Annotated in this window: 16 protein-coding genes; 14 read left to right on the forward strand and 2 right to left on the reverse strand. The window is 59.2% G+C overall.

Annotated features, from left to right (window positions below; translation table 11 throughout):
- Positions 1–135: 135 nt before the first annotated feature.
- Complete coding sequence (locus DB51_RS04560) at positions 136–921, reverse strand: ABC transporter ATP-binding protein (protein WP_084674558.1); 786 nt, start codon at positions 919–921, stop codon at positions 136–138.
- A gap of 141 nt (positions 922–1,062) precedes the next feature.
- Positions 1,063–2,727, reverse strand: a complete 1,665-nt coding sequence (locus DB51_RS04565) for an ABC transporter permease (protein WP_034252183.1) — start codon at positions 2,725–2,727, stop codon at positions 1,063–1,065.
- Between the two features lie 227 nt (positions 2,728–2,954).
- On the opposite strand from DB51_RS04565, the gene DB51_RS04570 reads away from it, so the two are divergent.
- The 14 genes from DB51_RS04570 (at position 2,955) to tyrS (ending at position 20,183) form a co-directional block, all read left to right on the forward strand.
- The gene (locus tag DB51_RS04570; RefSeq protein WP_034252185.1) at positions 2,955–3,836 is read left to right on the forward strand and encodes a TrmH family RNA methyltransferase; all 882 of its coding nucleotides are present in this window, start codon (positions 2,955–2,957) and stop codon (positions 3,834–3,836) included.
- A gap of 126 nt (positions 3,837–3,962) precedes the next feature.
- Positions 3,963–5,000, forward strand: coding sequence for a phenylalanine--tRNA ligase subunit alpha (gene pheS, locus DB51_RS04575; protein ID WP_034253788.1), 1,038 nt, complete (start codon positions 3,963–3,965; stop codon positions 4,998–5,000).
- A gap of 7 nt (positions 5,001–5,007) precedes the next feature.
- Positions 5,008–7,626 (forward strand): phenylalanine--tRNA ligase subunit beta, encoded by a 2,619-nt coding sequence (gene pheT / locus DB51_RS04580; RefSeq protein ID WP_156958226.1) that lies wholly within the window; start codon positions 5,008–5,010, stop codon positions 7,624–7,626.
- A 3-nt stretch (positions 7,627–7,629) separates the two neighbouring features.
- Positions 7,630–8,448 (forward strand): hypothetical protein, encoded by an 819-nt coding sequence (locus DB51_RS04585; RefSeq protein ID WP_051867278.1) that lies wholly within the window; start codon positions 7,630–7,632, stop codon positions 8,446–8,448.
- A 143-nt stretch (positions 8,449–8,591) separates the two neighbouring features.
- A complete protein-coding gene (argC, locus tag DB51_RS04590) occupies positions 8,592–9,683 on the forward strand; it encodes an N-acetyl-gamma-glutamyl-phosphate reductase (protein ID WP_034252188.1) in 1,092 nt (363 codons plus the stop codon).
- Entirely contained in the window at positions 9,680–10,849 is a 1,170-nt protein-coding gene (gene argJ, locus DB51_RS04595; protein WP_034252189.1) for a bifunctional glutamate N-acetyltransferase/amino-acid acetyltransferase ArgJ, read from the forward strand. The genes argC and argJ overlap by 4 nt, the downstream gene beginning before the upstream one ends.
- A 99-nt stretch (positions 10,850–10,948) precedes the next feature.
- Positions 10,949–11,905: an acetylglutamate kinase gene (gene argB / locus DB51_RS04600; RefSeq protein ID WP_034252191.1), complete on the forward strand. Its 957-nt coding sequence runs from the start codon at positions 10,949–10,951 to the stop codon at positions 11,903–11,905.
- A complete protein-coding gene (locus DB51_RS04605; protein ID WP_034252192.1) occupies positions 11,892–13,181 on the forward strand; it encodes an acetylornithine transaminase in 1,290 nt (429 codons plus the stop codon). Before argB ends, DB51_RS04605 begins: the two co-directional genes overlap by 14 nt.
- A 66-nt stretch (positions 13,182–13,247) precedes the next feature.
- Positions 13,248–14,222 carry an ornithine carbamoyltransferase gene (gene argF, locus DB51_RS04610; protein WP_034252193.1) on the forward strand — a complete coding sequence of 325 codons (975 nt, stop codon included), beginning with the start codon at positions 13,248–13,250 and terminating at the stop codon, positions 14,220–14,222.
- 34 nt (positions 14,223–14,256) lie between these two features.
- Entirely contained in the window at positions 14,257–14,862 is a 606-nt protein-coding gene (locus DB51_RS04615) for an arginine repressor (RefSeq protein WP_034252194.1), read from the forward strand.
- 99 nt (positions 14,863–14,961) lie between these two features.
- Entirely contained in the window at positions 14,962–16,200 is a 1,239-nt protein-coding gene (locus tag DB51_RS04620) for an argininosuccinate synthase (protein ID WP_034252196.1), read from the forward strand.
- A gap of 219 nt (positions 16,201–16,419) precedes the next feature.
- Positions 16,420–17,907 carry an argininosuccinate lyase gene (gene argH, locus DB51_RS04625; RefSeq protein WP_034253792.1) on the forward strand — a complete coding sequence of 496 codons (1,488 nt, stop codon included), beginning with the start codon at positions 16,420–16,422 and terminating at the stop codon, positions 17,905–17,907.
- 73 nt (positions 17,908–17,980) lie between these two features.
- Positions 17,981–18,670: a pyridoxamine 5'-phosphate oxidase family protein gene (locus DB51_RS04630; RefSeq protein WP_238548306.1), complete on the forward strand. Its 690-nt coding sequence runs from the start codon at positions 17,981–17,983 to the stop codon at positions 18,668–18,670.
- Positions 18,671–18,860: 190 nt separating this feature from the next.
- Positions 18,861–20,183, forward strand: coding sequence for a tyrosine--tRNA ligase (gene tyrS, locus DB51_RS04635; protein ID WP_034252199.1), 1,323 nt, complete (start codon positions 18,861–18,863; stop codon positions 20,181–20,183).
- The last annotated feature ends 82 nt before the right edge of the window (positions 20,184–20,265 follow it).

The following is a 20,265-nucleotide window of genomic DNA, read 5'->3' on the forward strand; positions in this document are numbered from 1 at the left end:
ATGGCACGTCCCCCCGCGGTGCTGTCTCCATGTGGTTTCCGGAGATATGCACAAGGCATGAGATGTGTCCGCGAAATGGTGTTGCGGACGCGTCTCGTGCCGAAATGTGCGGTGAGCGTCTGATACTACGGACGGTCAGCGTTGCCTTGCAGATGCGGAAGCTTTCTTTCCTGCCGGACGCTTGCGCAACGGTGCCAGCTGGAAGACTTCATCGGAACGTTGTGCGACTTCGGGGCTGTGCGTGACGATGATGACGCACTTGCCGTGTTCATGGGCGAGATCTCTGAAGATATCCATGATGTCGTTCTGCGTGTTGAGATCCAGATTGCCCGTGGGCTCGTCGGCGACGATGACCTCCGGCTCATAGCTCAGCGCGCGGGCGATTGCGACGCGTTGCTGCTCGCCTCCGGAAAGGTGAAGAATGCGTTCGTTCGCATATTCTGCAGGCAGATGGACCTCACTGAGCAGTTCCTCGGCTATCTTCTTTTTCGATTCGTCGAATTTCTTGCCCGAGGCGTCCATCGACAGGATGATGTTCTCGCTCACAGTAAGCGAGGGGAGCAGATTGAAGCTTTGGAAAATCACGCCGATGTCATGACTGCGGAAGTCATAGCGATTCTGTTTCGCCAAATCTTTTCCCTGGTATACGACCTGTCCTTCGGTTGGTGAGGTCAACCCGGAAATGAGCGAAAGCAGGGTGGTCTTTCCTGCGCCTGAAGGGCCTGTTATCGAATACACGGTGCCGCTGTTGAATGAGTAGCTGATGTCGTGAAGCACCTTTTTGCCGCCTTTGGTGTAGGCGTAGGAGACCTTCCTCAACTCCAGCGTGGCGCTTTTGCCGGATGTGTCGTCTTTCGACGTTCTGGCAGGGTTCTCGCTGGCGTGTGTATGGGTTGCTGTGGAATCTGTGGTTGAACTCATGATGCTGTCCTTGTTGAGATGAATACGTGTTCCTCGGAATGCCGGTGAAAATGCTGAATGCTGTCGGGTTCCACTCCATGCCGCGCGTTCTTCATATATCTGCGTGGAGCCAGGGGGTGGAGCAATCGGGGGGGAGGTGGCTTAGGATCGGTCTGCAAGTATCTGGAGCGGTTCGTATCGCATGACGAATATCACGCCGACAAGAGCCGATAGCAGAGTCAGACCCAAACCTATCAACACGAGTTGGCCGACCATCGAGAGGCTGACGGTGGAGTTGATGGACGATACATAACTGACCGCCCTGGTGCCTATGCGCCCTGGGCCGCCGTTGCCCTGCGAAGGTGGTGCCTGGGTGGTGGAACCGGAATTGCCGCCTGCATTCGAGCCACTGTTCGAGCTGCTGCCGGAACCGTTAGGTCCAGCCCCACCCTGCATGCCTCGGCCGAACTGAGCCTGCTGGCTGCTGTTTTCGCTCTCCTGCTGGGCGACCTGGCTGGCAAGCAGCTGATTCGATACGGGAAGCGAGGTTGCGGCTCCGGCTATCGCACCGATACCGAGTCCGATCATCGTGACAATCAGCAGTTCGATGGCGAACTGGGCCGCGACCTTCGTCTTCTTCACACCCATGGCCGTCAGCACGCCCACCTCGTATTTTCGTTCCCTGACGTTGAAGAGGCTGAGCACTATGAGGACGACAGCGCCGACACCCAGCACGATGAGCAGCAGTGTCAGAGCGAATTGCGAGAGGTTGTTCAACGGGACCAGACTGGATTCGTATTCCTCGACATCCGAGGAGGACACAGCATAGTCGCTGCTCAGCCCTGCCTTGGTGGCCTGGGTCTTGAAGCTCGTGTAGTCGCTTTTGTTGCTGAATACATAGGTGTAGCTGATCTGTGCGGCGGCGGACGTGGAGCTGGTGCCGGATGAGTCGGTGGTCGTGAGTGTGCTGGAGGCGTCGAGTCCGAGAGCCTTCAGCGTCGCCACGGAAGTGTAGATGGCGTTTGCCGGATCACTGGCCGTGGATGAATTGCCCGGGCCGCCGGTGGAGCCGCTGGTCTCCGTGGAGTTCTTGTAGATGCCGACGACCTTCAGCGTGTAGGTCTTGCTCGAATCGCTGGGATTCGCCGCCGTTATCGTGCTGCCAACCTTCAGGTTGTTGAAGTCGGCGAGTGATTTGGAGATGATGACCTCGTTATCGTCGGTGGCGTCATAGCCGAAGACTTCACCGGAGGTCATCGTGAAACTGCCGTTGGAAGCGTTCTTCACGGCCTGGTCCGAGGAGAATCCGACCAGTTGGAAGTCCCCGGAAATCGTCGTCGCCCCCATGCCGCCACCCATGCCGCCACCGGGCCCTTGTTGAGCATCGGCGTTCGATGATTCCGAACTGGAGCTTGAGTTGTCGCTGGAGGTTGTGGAGACCGCCTGGAAGGAATCGGTTTTCGCCAGTGATGACGTTTCCGTGTAATACGACGAGGCCACCGAGCTCAGCTTGGCGTACTTCTGATAGTCACTCAGCTTGAGTTCCTTGTCGCTGAGCGCCTCGCGGATTGCGCTGAAATCAGGCCGAGCGTCGGTGGTTGATGAACCACTGGTGTTGGAGGCACTGATGAGCTTGCTTCTGTCAACGCTGATCTGACCGGTAACGCTCGTGTTCTCAAGTCCGGTCTCCCTTGCGGAGTTGGCCGCCTGGCGTATCGACAACCCGATTGTGGCCGCAGCGGCGATGATGGCCACGATGATGGCGATGAGTATGTTGCGCCCTTTGTTGCGTATAACGCTTTTCCAAGCATTCTTGAACACGAACATTGCAATCCTTAATCGTTTGTGTGAAGTGGACGGGTCAATAGCCGTATCTGCACCGGCCCGTACTGCACAGTAAACTGCACGGCCGTGGCAGAGTTCTGTGTGGGTTCTGCGATTGTTCTGCGGTATTTCTGAAAGACAGCTGTGAATCCTTTATCGAGAGTGGTACATGCTCCGTGCAGGCGACACAGCGACCCGGTGCTTGGGCGTCGCTTGGATAGAGTTAAGGCATGCCCATATATTCTGAAATACTCGACAACCCCAAGGCGGACCGGATACGCAAGGTCAGCGATCTGAGTTCACGAAAACGCAGGGAGGAGTATGGGCGGTTTTGCATCGAAGGCCCTCAGGCGGTGCGTGAGGCCATCGTCAACCGGGCGGAGATCATCCAGGACATCTTCGTTCAGGTCAAGGAGGACGATGGGCAGATGCAGGTGGTGTCCCCAGTGGTCGAACAGTTGCAGGAGCTGTCCCAGGAGTCGGACATCTACGTCCACCAAGTCACCGAGAGGGTGATGCACCGCATCAGCACCGACAGCCAGGGCATCGTGGCCGTTGCTGAATCGGAAGCCATGCATCCGAAGGCATCCGCGCTGACATTGCGAGACCATGCAATGATCGCGGCGTTCTGGCAGATCAGGGACCCGGGCAATGCCGGTACCGTCATCAGGTCGGCCGACGCTTCCGGGTGCGATGCGGTGATATTCGTCGACGAATGCGTGGACCCGCTGAATCCGAAAGTGGTGCGTTCCACCGTGGGGTCGCTGTTCCACATTCCAGTGGTGATGATGGGCAGCGAAGACTTCTTCACCTGGACGAAGCAGCTCGGCGCACAGGTGAGTGCGGCCGATGTCTACGGAATCGAAGGCAGACCGTCCTTGCAGCTTCCCGAATTCATCGATCGCGAGGTATCCATGTCGTCCTCCGATGTGAGTCCGCAGGCCTTTCTCTTCGGCAACGAGGCCCGGGGTCTGCCGGAACGCATACTCAGACAGGTCGATCGCACGGTATTCATACCGATGTACGGCAAGGCCGAATCGATGAATCTGGCGACGAGTGCAGCGATTCTTCTGCACACCGTGGCTATGTCGAGTCACTTTGAAAGAATCTGAAGTCGGTAAACGCTGAAAAAAGGCTGTTTCTGAGGTCACTTGGTAGACAGACTCAGGGGTAGATGAACTCAGGGGACAGATGAAGGAAGGTCCAAGTTGGCAAATGAAGTGACGTTCGACGCCGAGATGGTTTCTGATCAGGTCGCACTCGGCATCAGCAAAATCCGGGAAGCCTCCGACTTGCAGGAGTTGAAGGCTTTGCGCTCGCAGTACGCAGGCGCGGATTCCGCCATGACCCACGCAAGCAAGGCCATCGGTTCCTTGCCGAAGGAGCAGAAGAAGGATGCAGGCAAGCTCATGGGGGAGCTGCGTGCCAACTTCGGTCGTGCATTCTCCGCCAAGGAGCAGGAGCTCAGTGAGGCCGCCCAGGCCCAGGCATTGGCACAGGAAAGCGTCGACATGACACTTCCCGTGAATCGGCGTCCTCTGGGCGCTAGGCACCCCTTGGCGAAGCTGCTTGAGGATGTCGAGGACTTCTTCGTGTCGATGGGCTGGCAGATTGCCCAAGGTCCCGAAGTGGAGGCCGAATGGTATGACTTCGATGCCCTCAACTTCGGTCCCGATCATCCTGCCCGACAGATGCAGGACACCTTCTACGTCAAGGGAAACCAGGCGAAGGACGCGGCAGGATTCGTCGGTTCCAACATGGTCATGAGAACCCACACCTCGCCGGTGCAGGCGCGCTCCCTGCTGCAGCGCGGCGTGCCCCTGTACGTGGCCTGCCCGGGAAGGGTGTTCCGTACGGACGAGCTGGATGCCACCCACACCCCGGTATTTCACCAATGCGAAGCCATAGCGGTGGACAAGCATCTGACGATGGCCGATCTCAAAGGTGTGCTGGACAAGCTTGCCGTCGCGATGTTCGGAGAGGGAGCCAAAACGAGACTGCGCCCCTCGTACTTCCCCTTTACCGAGCCGAGCGCGGAGATGGATCTGTGGTTCCCCGACAAAAAGGGCGGCCCGGGATGGATCGAATGGGGCGGATGCGGGATGGTGAATCCCAATGTGCTCAAATCGGCTGGCATTGATCCCGATGTCTATTCGGGTTTTGCCTTCGGAGTGGGTATGGAGCGCACCTTGCTGCTGCGTCATGACATCAACGACATGCATGACTTGGTCGAAGGCGACGTGAGGTTCAGCGAACAGTTTGTTATGGGGGAGTGATTACACCATGCCTATGGTTGATATTGATTGGTTGTCGGACCACGTCGAGCTGAAGAAGGACCTGAGCTACGAACAGCTCGCCGCTGATCTCGTTCGCGTCGGTCTGGAAGAAGAGATGATTCACCGTTCCTCGGTGACCGGTCCCATCGTGGTCGGGTATGTCGTGGATGCCACGCCTGAACCGCAGAAGAACGGCAAGACCATCAACTGGTGTCATGTCGATGTCGGCGACGCCTTCAACGACAAGGACGAGCAGGGCAACTCTGTTCCTCGCGGAATCGTCTGCGGCGCCCCGAACATGGCAGCGGGCGAAAAGGTGGTCGTCACACTTCCGGGAGCCGTGCTGCCGGGTGACTTCCGCATAGAGCCGCGTAAGACATACGGACACGTTTCGGACGGCATGTGCGCCTCGGAACGTGAGCTTGGCATCGGAGACAGCCACGACGGCATCATTCTGCTGCGCGAACATGGTTTCACCGCAGAGGAATACGAGGCGCTGAAGCCCGGAGACGACGCGATCAGCCTGCTGCATCTCAACAATCCGATTCTGGAGATCAACATCACCCCGGATCGCGGATATGCCTTCTCGTACAGAGGCATCGCCCGGGAGTATCACAATTCCACAGGTGCCGTGTTCACGGACCCGGTGAAGCGCCTAAACTCCTTGATTCCTGATATCGCTGCCGCAGAAGTCGAGCCTTCCTACGTGCCTGATGTCGATGTGGAGATCGAGGACGACAATCCGATTCACGGTGTGATCGGCTGCGACCGCTACTACGCTCGCGCGATTCATCACGTCAATACCGCGTCGCGGACTCCGAACACCATGAGACGCAGGCTGATTCGTGCGGGCATGCGGCCGATCTCACTGCCTGTCGACGTGACCAACTACGTGATGATGGATCTTGGCCAGCCCCTGCATGCCTATGATCTCGACGCCATAGAAGGCCCGATTGTGGTGCGTCGCGCCCGCGAGGGCGAAGAGCTCGTCACTCTGGACGGCAAATCCCATACCCTGAGTGTGGAGGATCTCCTGATCACCGATTCGCCAAACGGCGAGCGTGCATCCAGAATCCTCGGTATCGCAGGGGTTATGGGTGGCCAGTATGGTGAGGTCACCGACGAGACCACCAACATTCTTATCGAGGCGGCGCATTTCGATCCGATCTCCATCGCACGCTCGGCGCGTCGGCACAAGATTCCCTCCGAGGCTTCACGCAGGTTCGAGCGAGGTGTGGACACCAGGCTTCAGCCTGCCGCAGCGCAGGAAGCCGTTGAATTGTTGAGCAAATACGGTTCCGGTTCGGCTTCCCATTCGCCAAAGGACCTGAACAACACCGTCAAGCCGAAGGATATTCTCTTCAAGGCGAGCGAGGTCAAACGTCTTGCGGGACTTGACTGCGAATTGAACCGGATATCGGAAGTGCTGATCGATATCGGCTGCCGGGTCGGTGGCGGCGGCAACGGCGAGTTCACCGTGGCGCCTCCAACATGGCGACCTGATTTGACCGAGCCATGCGACCTGGTCGAGGAGGTGGCTCGTCTGATCGGATACGACAATATCCCCGTCGTGGTGCCTTCCGCTCCGGTGTTGGGCAACAGTGGTCTGACCCCGTTCCAGCTGCGTCATCGGTGGGTTGCGAACACCCTTGCCGAATCCGGACTGGTGGAGACCTTGAGCTATCCCTTCGTCGGTGACGAGGACTTCAAGGCCTTCGCTCTTGAGGCCGAGACCGTTCACGGGAACAGCGTGCAGCTGGAGAACCCTCTTGCCGGTGACCGTCCCTATCTGCGTCGCTCCTTGCTGATGACGCTCGCCTTGACCGTGCAGCGCAACATTCGACGAGGTTTGCAGAACGTCGGCATCTATGAACTCGGACGTGTGTTCCTCTGGGACCCTCAGGCCCCTGCGATTCCGGCGCTTCCAGGTGGAGTGCGTCCTTCGGATGAGCAGCTTGCCGCACTTGATGCGGGGCTTCCCGAACAACCGGAACACGTTGCGGCGATTTTCACCGGCAACGCGGAGGACGCGGGCTGGCTTTCGCAGAAACGTCCCGTTGACTGGACCGACGCAGTGGAGACCGTTGAACGTGTGTCCAAGCGGCTAGGGGCCCGGTTGAGCCTGCAACAGCCGGCTTCAGGCGAAAGCGACCCGTCATGGCATCCCGGTCGCAGCGCCCGAGTGCTGCTGCCTGACGGGAGCGTCGTCGGAACCGTCGGAGAGTTCCATCCCGAGGTGAACGCCGCCTTGGGACTGCCTGCTCACAGTGCCGCCTTCGAGCTCAACCTCACGGCCATATTCTCGGCTTTGGACGATTCGCCTGTCCAGGCCAAGGCGATATCGACATTCCCTCCCGTGCATCAGGATCTGGCGTTCACAGTTCCCGAGGCTCTCAGCGCTCAGGAGCTGCAGGATACGATCGTCAAAGCCGCTGGCGACGACCTTGAGTCCATTGAACTCTTCGATGTCTTCACCGGCGATCAGCTCGGCAAGGATAAGAAGTCGCTGGCGTATGCGGTAACATTCCGCTCACCAGTGAAAACACTGGGTGCGGAGGACAGTGAGGCGCTGCGTAGTGTAATTGTTGAGGCAGCAGAGCAATTGGGCGCCCAACTCAGAGCCTGAACAATGGAGGAGGCAGCTACGAACGAGAACAACAGCAACGAGGGCTTGCAGCCGGATTCCGATATGCAACAGTCGGGACCCGAGCGTATTCCCGGATCTTCGCCACTGCCGAATCAGCCTCTTGGCGACGCAGACCCCGGTGAGGGGGCACCTTCCTCCGGCGGCGACTCCGCGCGAAAAACGGAGCCGGCACAGTCCGCTCCTGAATACGGAGAGCGGGCCACACCTGAATACGGTGCTTTGAAAAGCCAGTATCCCGGCTGGAATCCCTATGTGTACGGGCAGCCGGAACCTGAACGAAAGGATGCCGAGACGCAGCAGCATGCGACCTCGGCAAACCCTTTCACAGGGCTTCACCGTCCTTCCGGGACAGGGGAATCATCCAACGGCACCAGCAGTCAGCAGGCCGGGAGCAATCATCCGGGTTTCAACCCGGCAAGTCTCAATCCCGGCGGCGGCCAATCGCGAATGAGCGGAGGAAAAGGTCAGCCGCGTTTTCTGGGCGGGGTGAATCTTGATGACCCGAATCAAAACCCCGTGTACGGCAGGTGGGATCCCTACGCGGTAATCTCATTCATCACGGTGTTCTTCATGGCGTTGCCGATTTTCCCTCTTATCATCGGCATCATCGCCATCTATCGGACCACGGTGTTCCATATGAAGGGCAGAGGTCTGGCCATCGCCGCGGTGGTGATAGCCATCATCGAACTCATCACGCTGGCCGTGATGATGTATTTCGGCATAAGCACCGACGATCTCATATCCATGCTGCAGAGCTGGGCCGCCTCGAACTCCGGTTCAGGGACGTCCTTCTCCGCCTGACGACTCCCCAGGGATGTGGCGAACAAGCGACACGCGCTTTGCATAATTATGCATAACTGTGCATAACGAGTATGCTCAATCACAACGAAGGCGCTAGGGCCGGTAGGCTCAAGCGCTCATCACGCATTTGATTGGGAGTTGGGATGTCGCAATATACGGTTGCCGTTGCAGGTGCGACGGGTTATGCAGGCGGTGAGGCTCTGAGAATCCTCGCCACCCATCCGGATTTCACGGTGACCTGCGTCACGGGACATTCATCGGTCGGCGAGCCTCTGTCAAAGCACATGCCCCACATTCCGCAATTGGGCAATCTGGTGGTTCAGGACACCACCGCGGATGTGCTTAACGGGCACGATGTCATCATCCTGGCACTGCCTCATGGCGCTTCCGGCAAACTCGCAGCGCAGCTTGACCCGCAGTCGGTGGTCGTGGATCTGGGAGCGGACCACCGCCTGGAACGTCAGGAGGCGTGGGATAGCTACTACGGCGGCGAGTTCTACGAACACTGGACCTATGGCATGCCCGAACTGATACTTGGCAATGCCACGGAGGGCGGCTATACGCGTCAGCGCTCCAAGCTTCCGGGAGTCAGGCGAATCGCAGGACCGGGATGCAACGTCACCGCAGTGACCCTGGCATTCCAGCCCGCCGTCGCCACCGGACTCGTCGATATGCACTCGATCGTCGCCAATCTGGTCGTCGGGTACTCCGGGGCCGGGAAAAACCTCAAGCGCACCAATCTGCTGGCCGCCCAGGCTTTCGGCTCCGCAACACCATACGGCGTAGGTGGCTCGCATAGGCATATTCCCGAGATATTGCAGAATCTCGGTCATGCGGCGACGGCGTCGGATGGCGGCAAGGATATGGCGATGTCGTTCACTCCGGTGCTGGCGCCAATGGCAAGGGGCATCCTTGCCAGCGTCGTGGCTCCTCTGAGCGAGCGAGCCTTCGGGCTCAGCGACGATGCGATTCACCTGATCTGGGAACAGGCGTATGAAGGTCAGGACTTCATCCAGGTGCTTCCCGCAGGAGTCATGCCCGCCACCGCGGACGTCGTAGGGTCCAACGCAGCCCATATCCAGGTTGCCGTGGACAGGAGATCACATACTTTGCAGGCCTTCGCCGCAATCGACAATCTGAACAGAGGCACCGCAGGGCAGGCGGTGCAGTCCTTGAACATCGCCATGAATCTGCCCGAAATGAACGGTTTGACCATGATAGGAGTAGCGCCATGAGCGTCACATATGCCAAGGGATTCGAAGCTGCCGGTGTTTCGGCAGGCATTTCCGCACACGAAGGCAAAAAGGATCTGGCGCTCGTCGTCAACCAGGGCCCTCTACATGCGGCGGCAGGCGTGTTCACCTCGAATCGCTTCTGTGCGGCACCGGTGCAATGGTCACGAAAGGCCGTCGCCGACGGGAGTCTGCACGCAGTGGTCATCAACTCCGGAGGAGCGAATGCCTGCACGGGGGAGGCCGGATACCTGCAATCGGCAAAAACCGCAGGCGCTGCCGCCACACAGCTCGGTCTGGCGCCGCAGGAGGTCGCGGTGGCATCGACAGGACTCATCGGCGAGCTTCTGCCGATGGACAATGTGCTGCAGGGTGTGGAACACGCATTCTCCCATCTAGCTGACACCGAGAATGCCGGCTCGGACGCGTCATACGCGATTATGACCACCGACACCGTGCCCAAGACCGTCACTCTGGACGGTACCGGGTATCGCATCGGTGGCATGGTCAAGGGCTCAGGTATGATCGCACCGCAATTGGCCACGATGATCTGCGTGATCACCACGGATGCGGCAATCGACGCCGCTCAGGCCGAGGAGGCTCTGCGCCAAGCCACCTCAGCGAGTTTCGACCGTATCGACGTGGACGGATGCATGTCCACCAACGACACCGTGCTGCTGCTGGCATCGGGTGCCTCGGATGTTCAGCCGGATATGGCCGAGTTCTCGGCTCTCATTCGCGAGGCCTGCACCACGTTGGCTCGGAAGATTGTCGGGGACGGGGAAGGTTCCTCGCACGACATCAACGTGACCGTCAAAGGCGCCACAAGCGAGGACGCGGCTCTGATCTGCGCGAGGGCCATAGCCGGAGCCAACCTGCTCAAATGTGCCATAGCTGGCAACGACCCGAACTGGGGCCGTGTGGTGTCTTCGCTGGGCACCGTGCCGCAGGCGACGGCTCCCTACGATCCGAATAAGGTCACCGTGGAAATCAACGGCGTCAAGGTCTGTGACGGCGGCAAGCCGGGTGAGGCGCGTTCCCTGGTCACCATGAACGAGCGCGAGGTCGACATCACCGTAGACCTGCATGAGGGCAAGGCTCAGGGAACCATTTGGACGGACGACCTCACGCATGACTATGTGCAAATAAACTCTGAATACGAGTCGTGATCGCCGCGATGCGCATCATGGTTTCGGCGAGCAGATCGGCCGAGGCATGATGGCTGATTCGGGTATTGAGCTTTGAGGTAACAGGAACAGAGGTTTGTTATGACACCAGTCAAGGGACCGGGTTTTCACTTCGATGTGCATACCGATCTTCGTGCCGATCAGAAGGCGGAGGTGCTCATCGAGGCCCTGCCGTGGCTTGAGGAGTTCTCAGGCCAACGGGTCGTCATCAAATACGGGGGCAACGCGATGGTCGATGACCATCTCAAGCGCTGCTTTGCGGAAGACATGGTGTTTTTGCGACAGGTCGGGCTTCATCCTGTGGTCGTGCACGGTGGCGGTCCTCAGATTTCGAGCATGCTCAAGGCTCTGGGCATCAAATCCGAATTCAAGGGGGGTCTGCGCGTGACCACGCCCGAAGCGATGGACGTGGTGCGCATGGTGCTGACGGGCAAGGTTTCCCGTGAACTGGTGGGCCTGATAAATTCACACGGGCCATATGCCGTCGGGCTGTCCGGAGAGGACGGGGCGCTGTTCTCCGCGATGCAGCGCAAGCCGATCATCGACGGGACCGCCACGGATATCGGACTGGTCGGTGACGTGGTCAGCGTCGATGCCTCCGCGGTGGAAGACATCATCAATGCCGGACGCATCCCCGTGGTGTCATCCGTTGCACCGAACGAGGACGATGCCACGCAGGTACTCAACGTCAACGCCGATTCCGCGGCTGCGGCACTCGCCGCCGCGTTGGGGGCACGCAAATTCCTCATACTCACCGATGTAGACGGGCTGTATGCCGACTGGCCGGACAAGAATTCCTTGATCGGGCGCATCGGCGTGGAGAATCTCAGGGATATGTTGCCTGACCTGGAATCAGGGATGAGACCGAAGATGGAAGCGTGTGTGCGAGCATTGGACGGGGGAGTCGAGCAGTCTCACATCATTGACGGCCGCAAGCCGCACTCACTGCTGAATGAAATCTTTACGACAGCCGGTATCGGCACGATGGTGGTGCCTGAGGACGGCATCGAAATGAGGAGTTCGTATGAAGTCGCTTGAAACGTTGGGGGCCGATGGAAGCCATTGGCTGAGCGAATACAAGGATGTCCACATGAACGTGTTCGGCACGCCTCTGAGGGTGCTTGATCACGGACTGGGCAGCCACGTCTGGGATGTCGATGGCAATGAATACCTCGACTTTCTTGGTGGTATCGCAGTCAATTCCCTGGGCTACGCGCACCCGAAATGGGTTGCCGCGATAACCGAACAGGCAGGGAAGATCGCCCATATCAGCAATTATTTCGCCAGTGAGCCCCAGATCAGGCTCGCCGAAATGCTGATAGACAAGGCCGGGGCGCCGGAAGGGTCGCACGTCTATTTCGGCAATTCAGGAGCCGAAGGCAATGAGGCGGCGATAAAACTGGCGAAGCTCTACGGCCGCACCATGCCGGGAGCTTTGCCGAAGATCGGCGGCAAACAGGCCAGAATCGTGGCCTTGACGCATGGTTTCCACGGCAGGACGCTCGGTGCTCTGAGCGCTACGTGGAAGCCTGACATCAGAACCCCCTTCGAGCCTCTCGTACCGAATGTCGAATTCGCGACCTCGGGGGATCTGCGATCCATGGAGGACATCTTCTCCAGTACAGGCAAAGGCAGATACGGCAAAGGGCCCGTCGCGGCGGTCATCATGGAGCTCATCCAGGGCGAGGCCGGCGTCAAGGCCATGGACCCCGAATACGTCAAGGGTGTGCGGGCTTTGTGCGATGCACACGGCGCCTTGCTGATCTTCGACGAAGTGCAGACGGGAATCGGACGGACAGGGGAATGGTTCGCATTCCAGCGTGAGGATCTCAGCGGCGGGGTGGTGCCCGATGCCGTGACCTTCGCCAAAGGCGTTGCAGGTGGATTCCCCATGGGAGGGCTTATCGCTTTCGGCGCATCCCTGAGTGCGTTGTTCACGCCAGGGTCCCATGGTTCGACCTTCGCGGGAAATCCGCTTGCTGCGGCCGCCGGGGTGGCCACCTTGACGACGATACAGGACGAACATCTGATGGAGAACGCCGAAGACCGTGGACGGCAGTTGCGCGACGGGCTTGAGCATTGCGGCAATCCGCTCTTCGCAGGAGCTCGAGGCCGAGGTCTGCTGGATGCGGTGCAGCTCTCTCACCCGTGTGCGCATGCCGCTGCAAACTGGGCATTGGAGCATGGTCTCATCGTCAACGCCGTGGCTCCTGACGCCTTGCGATTCGCCCCTCCGCTGGTGGTCGCCGCAGAGGATGTGGATGCCTGCGTAGCGGTATTGACCAAGATGCCGGCCGATTTGAAGAATGATTAGATAGCCGTCAACACGAATACGACCGTGGTGCGTGCCCGGTCGCAACAAGGAGGAAGAGGAGAAGAGATGACAGCTCAGCTCAGACATATGCTCAGGGATGATGATGTTTCCCATGACGAACAGCTCGACATACTCGAATTGGGTATGCGCTTCCGCGAAAATCGGCTGTTTTCGCGTCCCTTTGAAGGACCCCAGGCGGTGGCGGTGCTCTTCGACAAGCCGAGCACGCGTACGCGATCAAGCTTTTCGGTGGGTGTCGCCGAATTGGGCGGCTACCCTCTGGTGATAGACAAGGGCGGTTCCCAGCTCGGTCGTGGTGAGCCCGTTGCCGACACCGCCAGGGTGCTGACGCGTATGACCTCCGCCATCGTATGGAGGACCTTCGGGCAGGAACGCGTCGAAGAGATGGCTCGCTACGCCACGGTTCCCGTGGTCAACGCCCTGACCGACGAATTCCACCCATGCCAGGTGCTTGCGGATTTCCTCACCATCGCCCAGCATCAGGGCGGAGTGAGCGAACTTGCAGGGAAAACCATCGCCTACCTTGGTGACAGCGCCAACAATATGGCGAATTCCTACCTGCTGGCGGGTGCCACGGCCGGTATGCATGTGCATATCGCAGGGCCCTACGGCTACCTGCCCGAGCAATCGATCGTGGCCGACGCGCAGGCCATCGCCGCCAAGACCGGCGGTTCCGTTCTCGTCACCACGGACGCCAAGGAAGCGGTGCGCGGTGCCGACTGCGTATTCACCGACACCTGGGTGTCGATGGGCGAGGAAAGCCAGTACGCCACACGCTCGAAGCCCTTCTGGGATTACCAAGTGAATGACGAGCTGATGTCCTTGGCGGCCGACAACGCGCTGTTCCAGCACTGCCTGCCCGCATACCGCGGCAAGGAAGTGACCGCTTCGGTTATAGACGGCCCTCAGTCCGTGGTGTGGGATGAGGCAGAAAATCGCCTTCACGCTCAGAAGGCCCTGTTGACCTGGCTCATCGCCATGCAGCGTGACGACACCTCGCTGCTGGACGGTACGAAGTAGGGGAGCTGACGATGACGGATTGCAAGGAGGTGACATGGTGAGCGGAGAACCTTCGATGCCGCTGCAACGGCCGACGACCCGTGCGGCACGGCACAGTGCGATTCAGGACGTGCTTGCGCAGCACATCATCACCTCGCAGCAGCAGCTCGCCGACGTGCTTGCATCCCAAGGCATCGAGGTCACGCAGGCCACATTGAGCCGTGACCTCGACGAAATGCACGCCACAAAGATTCGCATTGCGGATGGCTCCGTCTGCTACACGGTTCCGGGCCTGCAACACGAGGTTGCGCTCAATACCAGAATCTCGCAGGAGACGGCCCAGGACCATGAGGACGGGATGCAGAACTGGACGGCAATGAGCAAATTCGAGCAGCAGATGTCACGGGTCCTTTCCGGCCTGGTGACCTCGGTGGCCTCGGCGCAGAATCTCGTGGTGGTGCACACCCCATCAGGTGCCGCGCAATACGTCGCCAGCGTGCTCGACCGTCAACCCATCGACGGCATCCTGGGCACCATCGCCGGCGACGACACGGTGATGGCCATCACCAGCGACAACGACACCGCCATCCAGCGGGCGTCATGGCTGCTGAATCTGGCGTCCGGCGGTGATGGTCCGCACGCCAAAGGCGAGAACGGATAGATTCACCGCCATCCAAGAATGTCGCAGACTCCGGAAAAGGGGTTCATCGGAGTCTGTATCTTTTGCAACACTTGAACCATATGCAAGGAAAGGGCAGCAATGACCAACAAGAATCGCATCGTGCTGGCGTACTCGGGAGGTCTCGACACCTCCGTCGCCATCCCGTATCTCAAGGACCAGACCGGTAAGGACGTCGTGGCGGTATCGCTCGACGTCGGTCAGGGCGGTGAACGCCTGGAGACCATCAAGGAGCGTGCACTGGCCTGCGGTGCCGTGGAATCGTACATCGTGGATGCCCGTGACGAGTTCGCCAACGAATACTGCATGCCGGCATTGCAGGCGAACGCCATGTATGAAGGCGTCTACCCGCTGGTATCGGCCATCTCGAGGCCGTTGATCACCAAGCATCTGGTTCGTGCCGCCCACCAGTTCGGTGCGGATACCATCGCGCATGGCTGCACCGGGAAGGGCAACGATCAGGTCCGTTTCGAGGTATCGATTATGTCCATCGACCCGACGCTCAAGGCAATCAGTCCCATCCGTGACCTTGGTCTGATGCGTGACGTGGAGATCGCCTATGCCAAGGAGCATAAGCTTCCGATCGAGCAGACCGAGAAAAGCCCGTACTCCATCGACCAGAATGTGTGGGGACGTGCCATCGAGACAGGCTATCTCGAGGATCCGTGGAACGGGCCGACGAAGGACGTGTATTCCTACACCGACGACCCTGCCTTCCCGCCGGTCGAGGATGAAGTGGTCATCGAGTTCGAGAAGGGCATTCCCGTCAAGATCGATGGCCGTCAGGTCACTCCCTTGCAGGCCATCGAAGAGATGAACCGCCGTGCGGGCGCGCAGGGCATCGGACGCATCGACTTGATCGAGGACCGTCTGGTAGGCATCAAGTCGCGCGAGCTTTACGAAGCACCTGGCGCAATCGCTCTGATCACAGCCCATGACGAGCTGGAGAACTGCTGCCTGGAGCGTGAGCAGCATCGCCTCAAGCGTGACATCGACAAGCGTTGGGGCGAGCTGGTATACGACGCACAGTGGTATTCGCCTGCCGTGAAGTCCCTTATGGCCTTCATCAAGGACACGCAGGAGTATGTGTCCGGTGAGATTCGCATGGTGCTGCACGGTGGTCGTGCCGTGGTGACAGGACGTCGTTCTAATTCCTCTCTGTATGACTACAGCCTGGCGACTTACGAATCCGGCGATTCCTTCGACCAGAAGGCATCGAATGGATTCATCGAGATCTACGGTCTGCCCAGCAAGGTCGCAGCAGCTCGCGACGTCCGCTTCGGCAATGGCGTGGAAGTGCCCCAGGGCGAAGTCAAGTAGCACGGTGACGTTGCAACGTGTGGTTGCGATGTGACGTTGCAGCGTGAAGTAAGTTGAAGAAGATGCAGTAGTGTCAGAGAATCCCTGCCGTCGTGCAAGCCGGCAGGGATTCGCACACCGAATCCTCAGCGCAGGCATATTCTGCAGGGCGGAATGCGCAGGACCTGGCAACAGGGGTGTGGCGTGTATCAGGATATCGAGTTGACGAGGAGACGATTCATGACCGAGCAATCCCAACAGGATGAAGGCAGACTCGCACTGTGGGGTGGGCGCTTCACCTCTGGGCCATCCGCGCAGTTGGCGGCATTGAGCAAGTCCACGCAATTCGATTGGCGTCTTGCCGACGACGATATCGCTGGTTCTCGTGCTCATGCCAGAGCGCTCGGTCGCGCCGGACTGCTCACCGAGCAGGAACTCAACGATATGGAGACGGCGCTGGATGAGCTGCAGCGTCATGTCGATGACGGCAGCTTCGTGCCGCAGGAGTCCGACGAGGACGAGGCCACCGCCTTGGAGCGCGGTTTGTTGGCCATCGCGGGCGATGAGCTGGGCGGTAAATTGCGGGCCGGTCGGTCCCGCAACGACCAGATTGCCGCATTGATTCGTATGTGGTTGCGTCGTCATTCTCGCGTGGTGGCTGGCTTGCTGCTCAAGCTCGTTGCGGCTCTGCTGCAGCAGGCGCAAGAGGCCGGGGATGCGGTGATGCCAGGCCGAACGCATATGCAGCATGCGCAGCCGGTTTTGCTGGCCCATCAGCTGATGGCGCATGCCTGGCCCCTGTTGCGCGATGTGCAACGTCTGGTGGATTGGGATACGCGAGCGGATGCCAGCCCATACGGCTCGGGTGCATTGGCAGGGAACACCTTGGGACTCGATCCCGAGGCCGTCGCGAAGGAGCTGGGATTCTCCAAAGTGACCGACAACTCCATCGACGGTACCGCTGCCAGAGACTCCGTGGCTGAATTCGCCTTCGTCGCCGCCATGGCAGGCGTGGACATCTCGCGGCTCAGCGAGGAAATCATCATATGGAACACCCAGGAGTTCGCCTTCGTCCGTCTCGACGATGCGTATTCCACCGGATCGTCGATTATGCCGCAGAAGAAGAACCCGGACATCGCGGAGCTGGCGCGCGGGAAGGCCGGTCGTTTGATTGGCGATCTCACCGGTCTGCTGGCGACCCTCAAGGGACTGCCGACCGCCTATGCCAGGGATTTGCAGGAAGACAAGGAGGCGGTGTTCGACCAGGTCGATACCTTGGAGGTGCTCCTTCCGGCCTTCACCGGCATGGTCGAGACCATGAGCTTCGATCATGAGCGTTTGGCGGCCGAAGCCCCGACCGGTTTCGCTCTGGCCACCGATATCGCCGAATGGCTGGTGAAGCAAGGCGTGCCCTTCCGTCACGCGCATGAGCTTTCAGGAGCATGCGTGAAGCTTGCCGAGGGTCGCGCTCAGGAACTGTGGGATCTCAGCGACGAGGATTTCGCCGACGTGTTCAAGGATTTCCTGCCGGCAGGGCAGTCGGCTGGCGTACGTGCGGTGTTGTCCGCTCAGGGTTCGGCTGATGCTCGAAACGGCAAGGGGGGAACGGCGCCCGAGCGGGTCAGGGAACAAATCGTGTCGGCGTGTGCCGTGATGGAGGAGCTTAAGGCCTTCGCCGAATCGACCAGCGAAGGCAGCGCGTACAAGCGTCCGGAGGCCCTGCTCTGAGAATTGGGATTGCTGCCGAACTTGCGGAAGGGTATCGATTGAGCCTTCTGGTTCATGACTTTAGGGGGAATTAATGGCTGACGAAACAGCGATGAGCGCTAATCAGGCTGGGGCGCAAGCCGTGCACGGCGCCGGGGCGGACCTTGGCGTTCAGACCCGTCGTGAAAGCACGCGGCGAGACCACGAGCATACAGTGGCTGGGCAGCATCGCCGGATGCGTCGTGCGGATAGAGAAGTCACCGAACCCGAGGAGATTCGGGCGATTCTCGATGGTTGCGACATCGTGCGCATCGCCTATCAGGATGACGAGGGGCTGAGCATTGTTCCGGTCAATTTCGGCTACAGCTACAACCCCGGTACCGATGATGGTTTCGGCGCAGGTACGAATGAGGCCTCGCCCTCGTTGACGCTGTTCCTGCATTCGGCCTTGCACGGTCGCAAGATCGATGCGATGCGAGCGGCAGGCAATGCCTTGGATGTGGCGTTTGAAATGGAATGCGACTGCGAAGTGATCGAGGGGCGAACCGCATGCAATTGGAGTGAATCCTTCACTTCGATTATCGGAACGGGTGTGGCAAGCGTGGTCGATGACTTCGATGAGGCGAATACTGCCTTGTCATTGCTGATGGCGAAACAGGCGCATATGCCCGATGTACGGTTCACCGAACGTCAGCTCGCCACCGTGACCGTTTGGAAGGTCACATCCGCCCATTTCACCGCCAAGAATCACCCCAAACCCGCTCCGCATCGCCGAACGGCATAGGAATCTACGATAACTGCACTAAAAGGACAGCAAATCATCGGTTTTTTACTCGAAAAGCTGTCCTTTTAGTGCAGTTATCTCTTGCTTGCAAGTTTGGGGTGGGCTGTCGCTATCTACTGTCAGACTTAAGTGGCGAAAAAGGTCCTAAGCGGCCGGCGTTTGATAACAGGAAAGGGTATGGCAACAGCGAATGTCTCAGGTGAGAAATTTCAAGGAAGCAGGGTTCGACTCCGTCCTTGATGAGCTCGAATGGCGAGGACTGATCGCGCAATCCACGGATATGCAGGAATTGCGCAAGACTCTCGAAAGCGGGCCAATCACCTATTATTGCGGCTTCGATCCCACAGCGCCCTCCCTGCACATCGGCAATCTGGTGCAATTGTTGGTGATGCGTCACCTTCAGGCCGCCGGACATCATCCTCTGGCACTGGTCGGAGGAACGACCGGCCTTATCGGTGATCCGCGCCAGTCCGGTGAACGCAAGCTCAATCCCAAGGAAGTGGTTCAGGGTTGGGTGGAGCAGTTGAAAACCCAGATTAGCCGTTTCCTCGATGGCGACGGCGACAATGCCGTCAGCTTCGTGAACAACTATGACTGGACTTCGACCATGTCCGTCATAGACTTCCTGCGGGATGTGGGCAAGAACTTCCGCGTCGGCACCATGCTGAGCAAGGAGACGGTGGCCAAGCGCCTGGCATCGGATGACGGCATATCCTTCGCCGAATTCAGCTATCAGGTGCTGCAGGGCAACGATTACCTGCATCTCTTCGACGCCTACGACTGCAAGTTGCAGGTAGGCGGCAATGACCAGTGGGGGAACCTGACCTCGGGCCTTGACCTGATTCGCAAGGTTCGCGGTGCGACGGTCAATGTGATGACGAGCCCGTTGATCACAGATGCGCAAGGCAAAAAATTCGGCAAGTCGGAAGGCGGAGCCATCTGGCTCGACCCGACCATGCTCAGCCCATACCGCTTCTACCAGTTCTGGTTCAACCAGCCGGACGATCAGGTGGTGAAACTGCTGAAATATTTCACCTTCCTGCCCAAGGAGCGTATCGAGGAACTCGAGCGGTCCACGCAGGACAACCCCGGCGCCCGTGAATCTCAACGTGTGCTCGCCTGGGAGGTCACGAGTTTCGTGCACGGCGAGCAGGCGGCACAGCAGGCAATCGACGCCTCATCATCCCTTTTCGGTCGCGGTGGGGATGTTCACGACATCGATGAATTCACACTTGAAGGTGCGCTGGACGGCCTCAAAGTCAGCGATGACGAGGGTGTCAAGAGCTTTGCGAAGGCGGGAACCGGGGATCGCATCGTTAACGCTGCCGTTGCGGCGAAGTTGTTCCGTTCCGTTTCGGAGGCGCGCAAGACCATCGCTTCCGGGGGTGTCTACGTGAATAACGTGCGTGTTGAGGACTCCGATGCGGTACTGCAGGAAGAGGATTTTCTGCACGGAAGATTTGCGTTGCTGCGACGCGGGAAAAAGGCGCTTGGAGCGTTGGAACGCTCCTGAACAGAGTGTAAAGCCTATCAAGGCCGGTATTGCCGTGATGGGGATAACGCAGAGAACGATGCTGTGCGGTGAATGATTCCGC

This window comes from Bifidobacterium crudilactis, from assembly GCF_000738005.1.
Lineage (GTDB): Bacteria > Actinomycetota > Actinomycetes > Actinomycetales > Bifidobacteriaceae > Bombiscardovia > Bombiscardovia crudilactis.

Bases quoted from the DNA above. Each gene is read 5' to 3' on its own strand.
- tyrS (WP_034252199.1), top strand. From the start codon at position 18,861: ATGTCTCAGGTGAGAAATTTCAAGGAAGCAGGGTTCGACTCCGTCCTT.
- pheT (WP_156958226.1), top strand. From the start codon at position 5,008: ATGCCTATGGTTGATATTGATTGGTTGTCGGACCACGTCGAGCTGAAG.
- DB51_RS04585 (WP_051867278.1), top strand. From the start codon at position 7,630: ATGGAGGAGGCAGCTACGAACGAGAACAACAGCAACGAGGGCTTGCAG.
- pheS (WP_034253788.1), top strand. From the start codon at position 3,963: ATGGTTTCTGATCAGGTCGCACTCGGCATCAGCAAAATCCGGGAAGCC.
- DB51_RS04630 (WP_238548306.1), top strand. From the start codon at position 17,981: ATGGCTGACGAAACAGCGATGAGCGCTAATCAGGCTGGGGCGCAAGCC.
- argH (WP_034253792.1), top strand. From the start codon at position 16,420: ATGACCGAGCAATCCCAACAGGATGAAGGCAGACTCGCACTGTGGGGT.
- DB51_RS04570 (WP_034252185.1), top strand. From the start codon at position 2,955: ATGCCCATATATTCTGAAATACTCGACAACCCCAAGGCGGACCGGATA.
- argB (WP_034252191.1), top strand. From the start codon at position 10,949: ATGACACCAGTCAAGGGACCGGGTTTTCACTTCGATGTGCATACCGAT.
- argF (WP_034252193.1), top strand. From the start codon at position 13,248: ATGACAGCTCAGCTCAGACATATGCTCAGGGATGATGATGTTTCCCAT.
- DB51_RS04565 (WP_034252183.1), bottom strand. From the start codon at position 2,727: ATGTTCGTGTTCAAGAATGCTTGGAAAAGCGTTATACGCAACAAAGGG.
- argJ (WP_034252189.1), top strand. From the start codon at position 9,680: ATGAGCGTCACATATGCCAAGGGATTCGAAGCTGCCGGTGTTTCGGCA.
- DB51_RS04605 (WP_034252192.1), top strand. From the start codon at position 11,892: ATGAAGTCGCTTGAAACGTTGGGGGCCGATGGAAGCCATTGGCTGAGC.
- argC (WP_034252188.1), top strand. From the start codon at position 8,592: ATGTCGCAATATACGGTTGCCGTTGCAGGTGCGACGGGTTATGCAGGC.
- DB51_RS04615 (WP_034252194.1), top strand. From the start codon at position 14,257: ATGGTGAGCGGAGAACCTTCGATGCCGCTGCAACGGCCGACGACCCGT.
- DB51_RS04560 (WP_084674558.1), bottom strand. From the start codon at position 921: ATGAGTTCAACCACAGATTCCACAGCAACCCATACACACGCCAGCGAG.
- DB51_RS04620 (WP_034252196.1), top strand. From the start codon at position 14,962: ATGACCAACAAGAATCGCATCGTGCTGGCGTACTCGGGAGGTCTCGAC.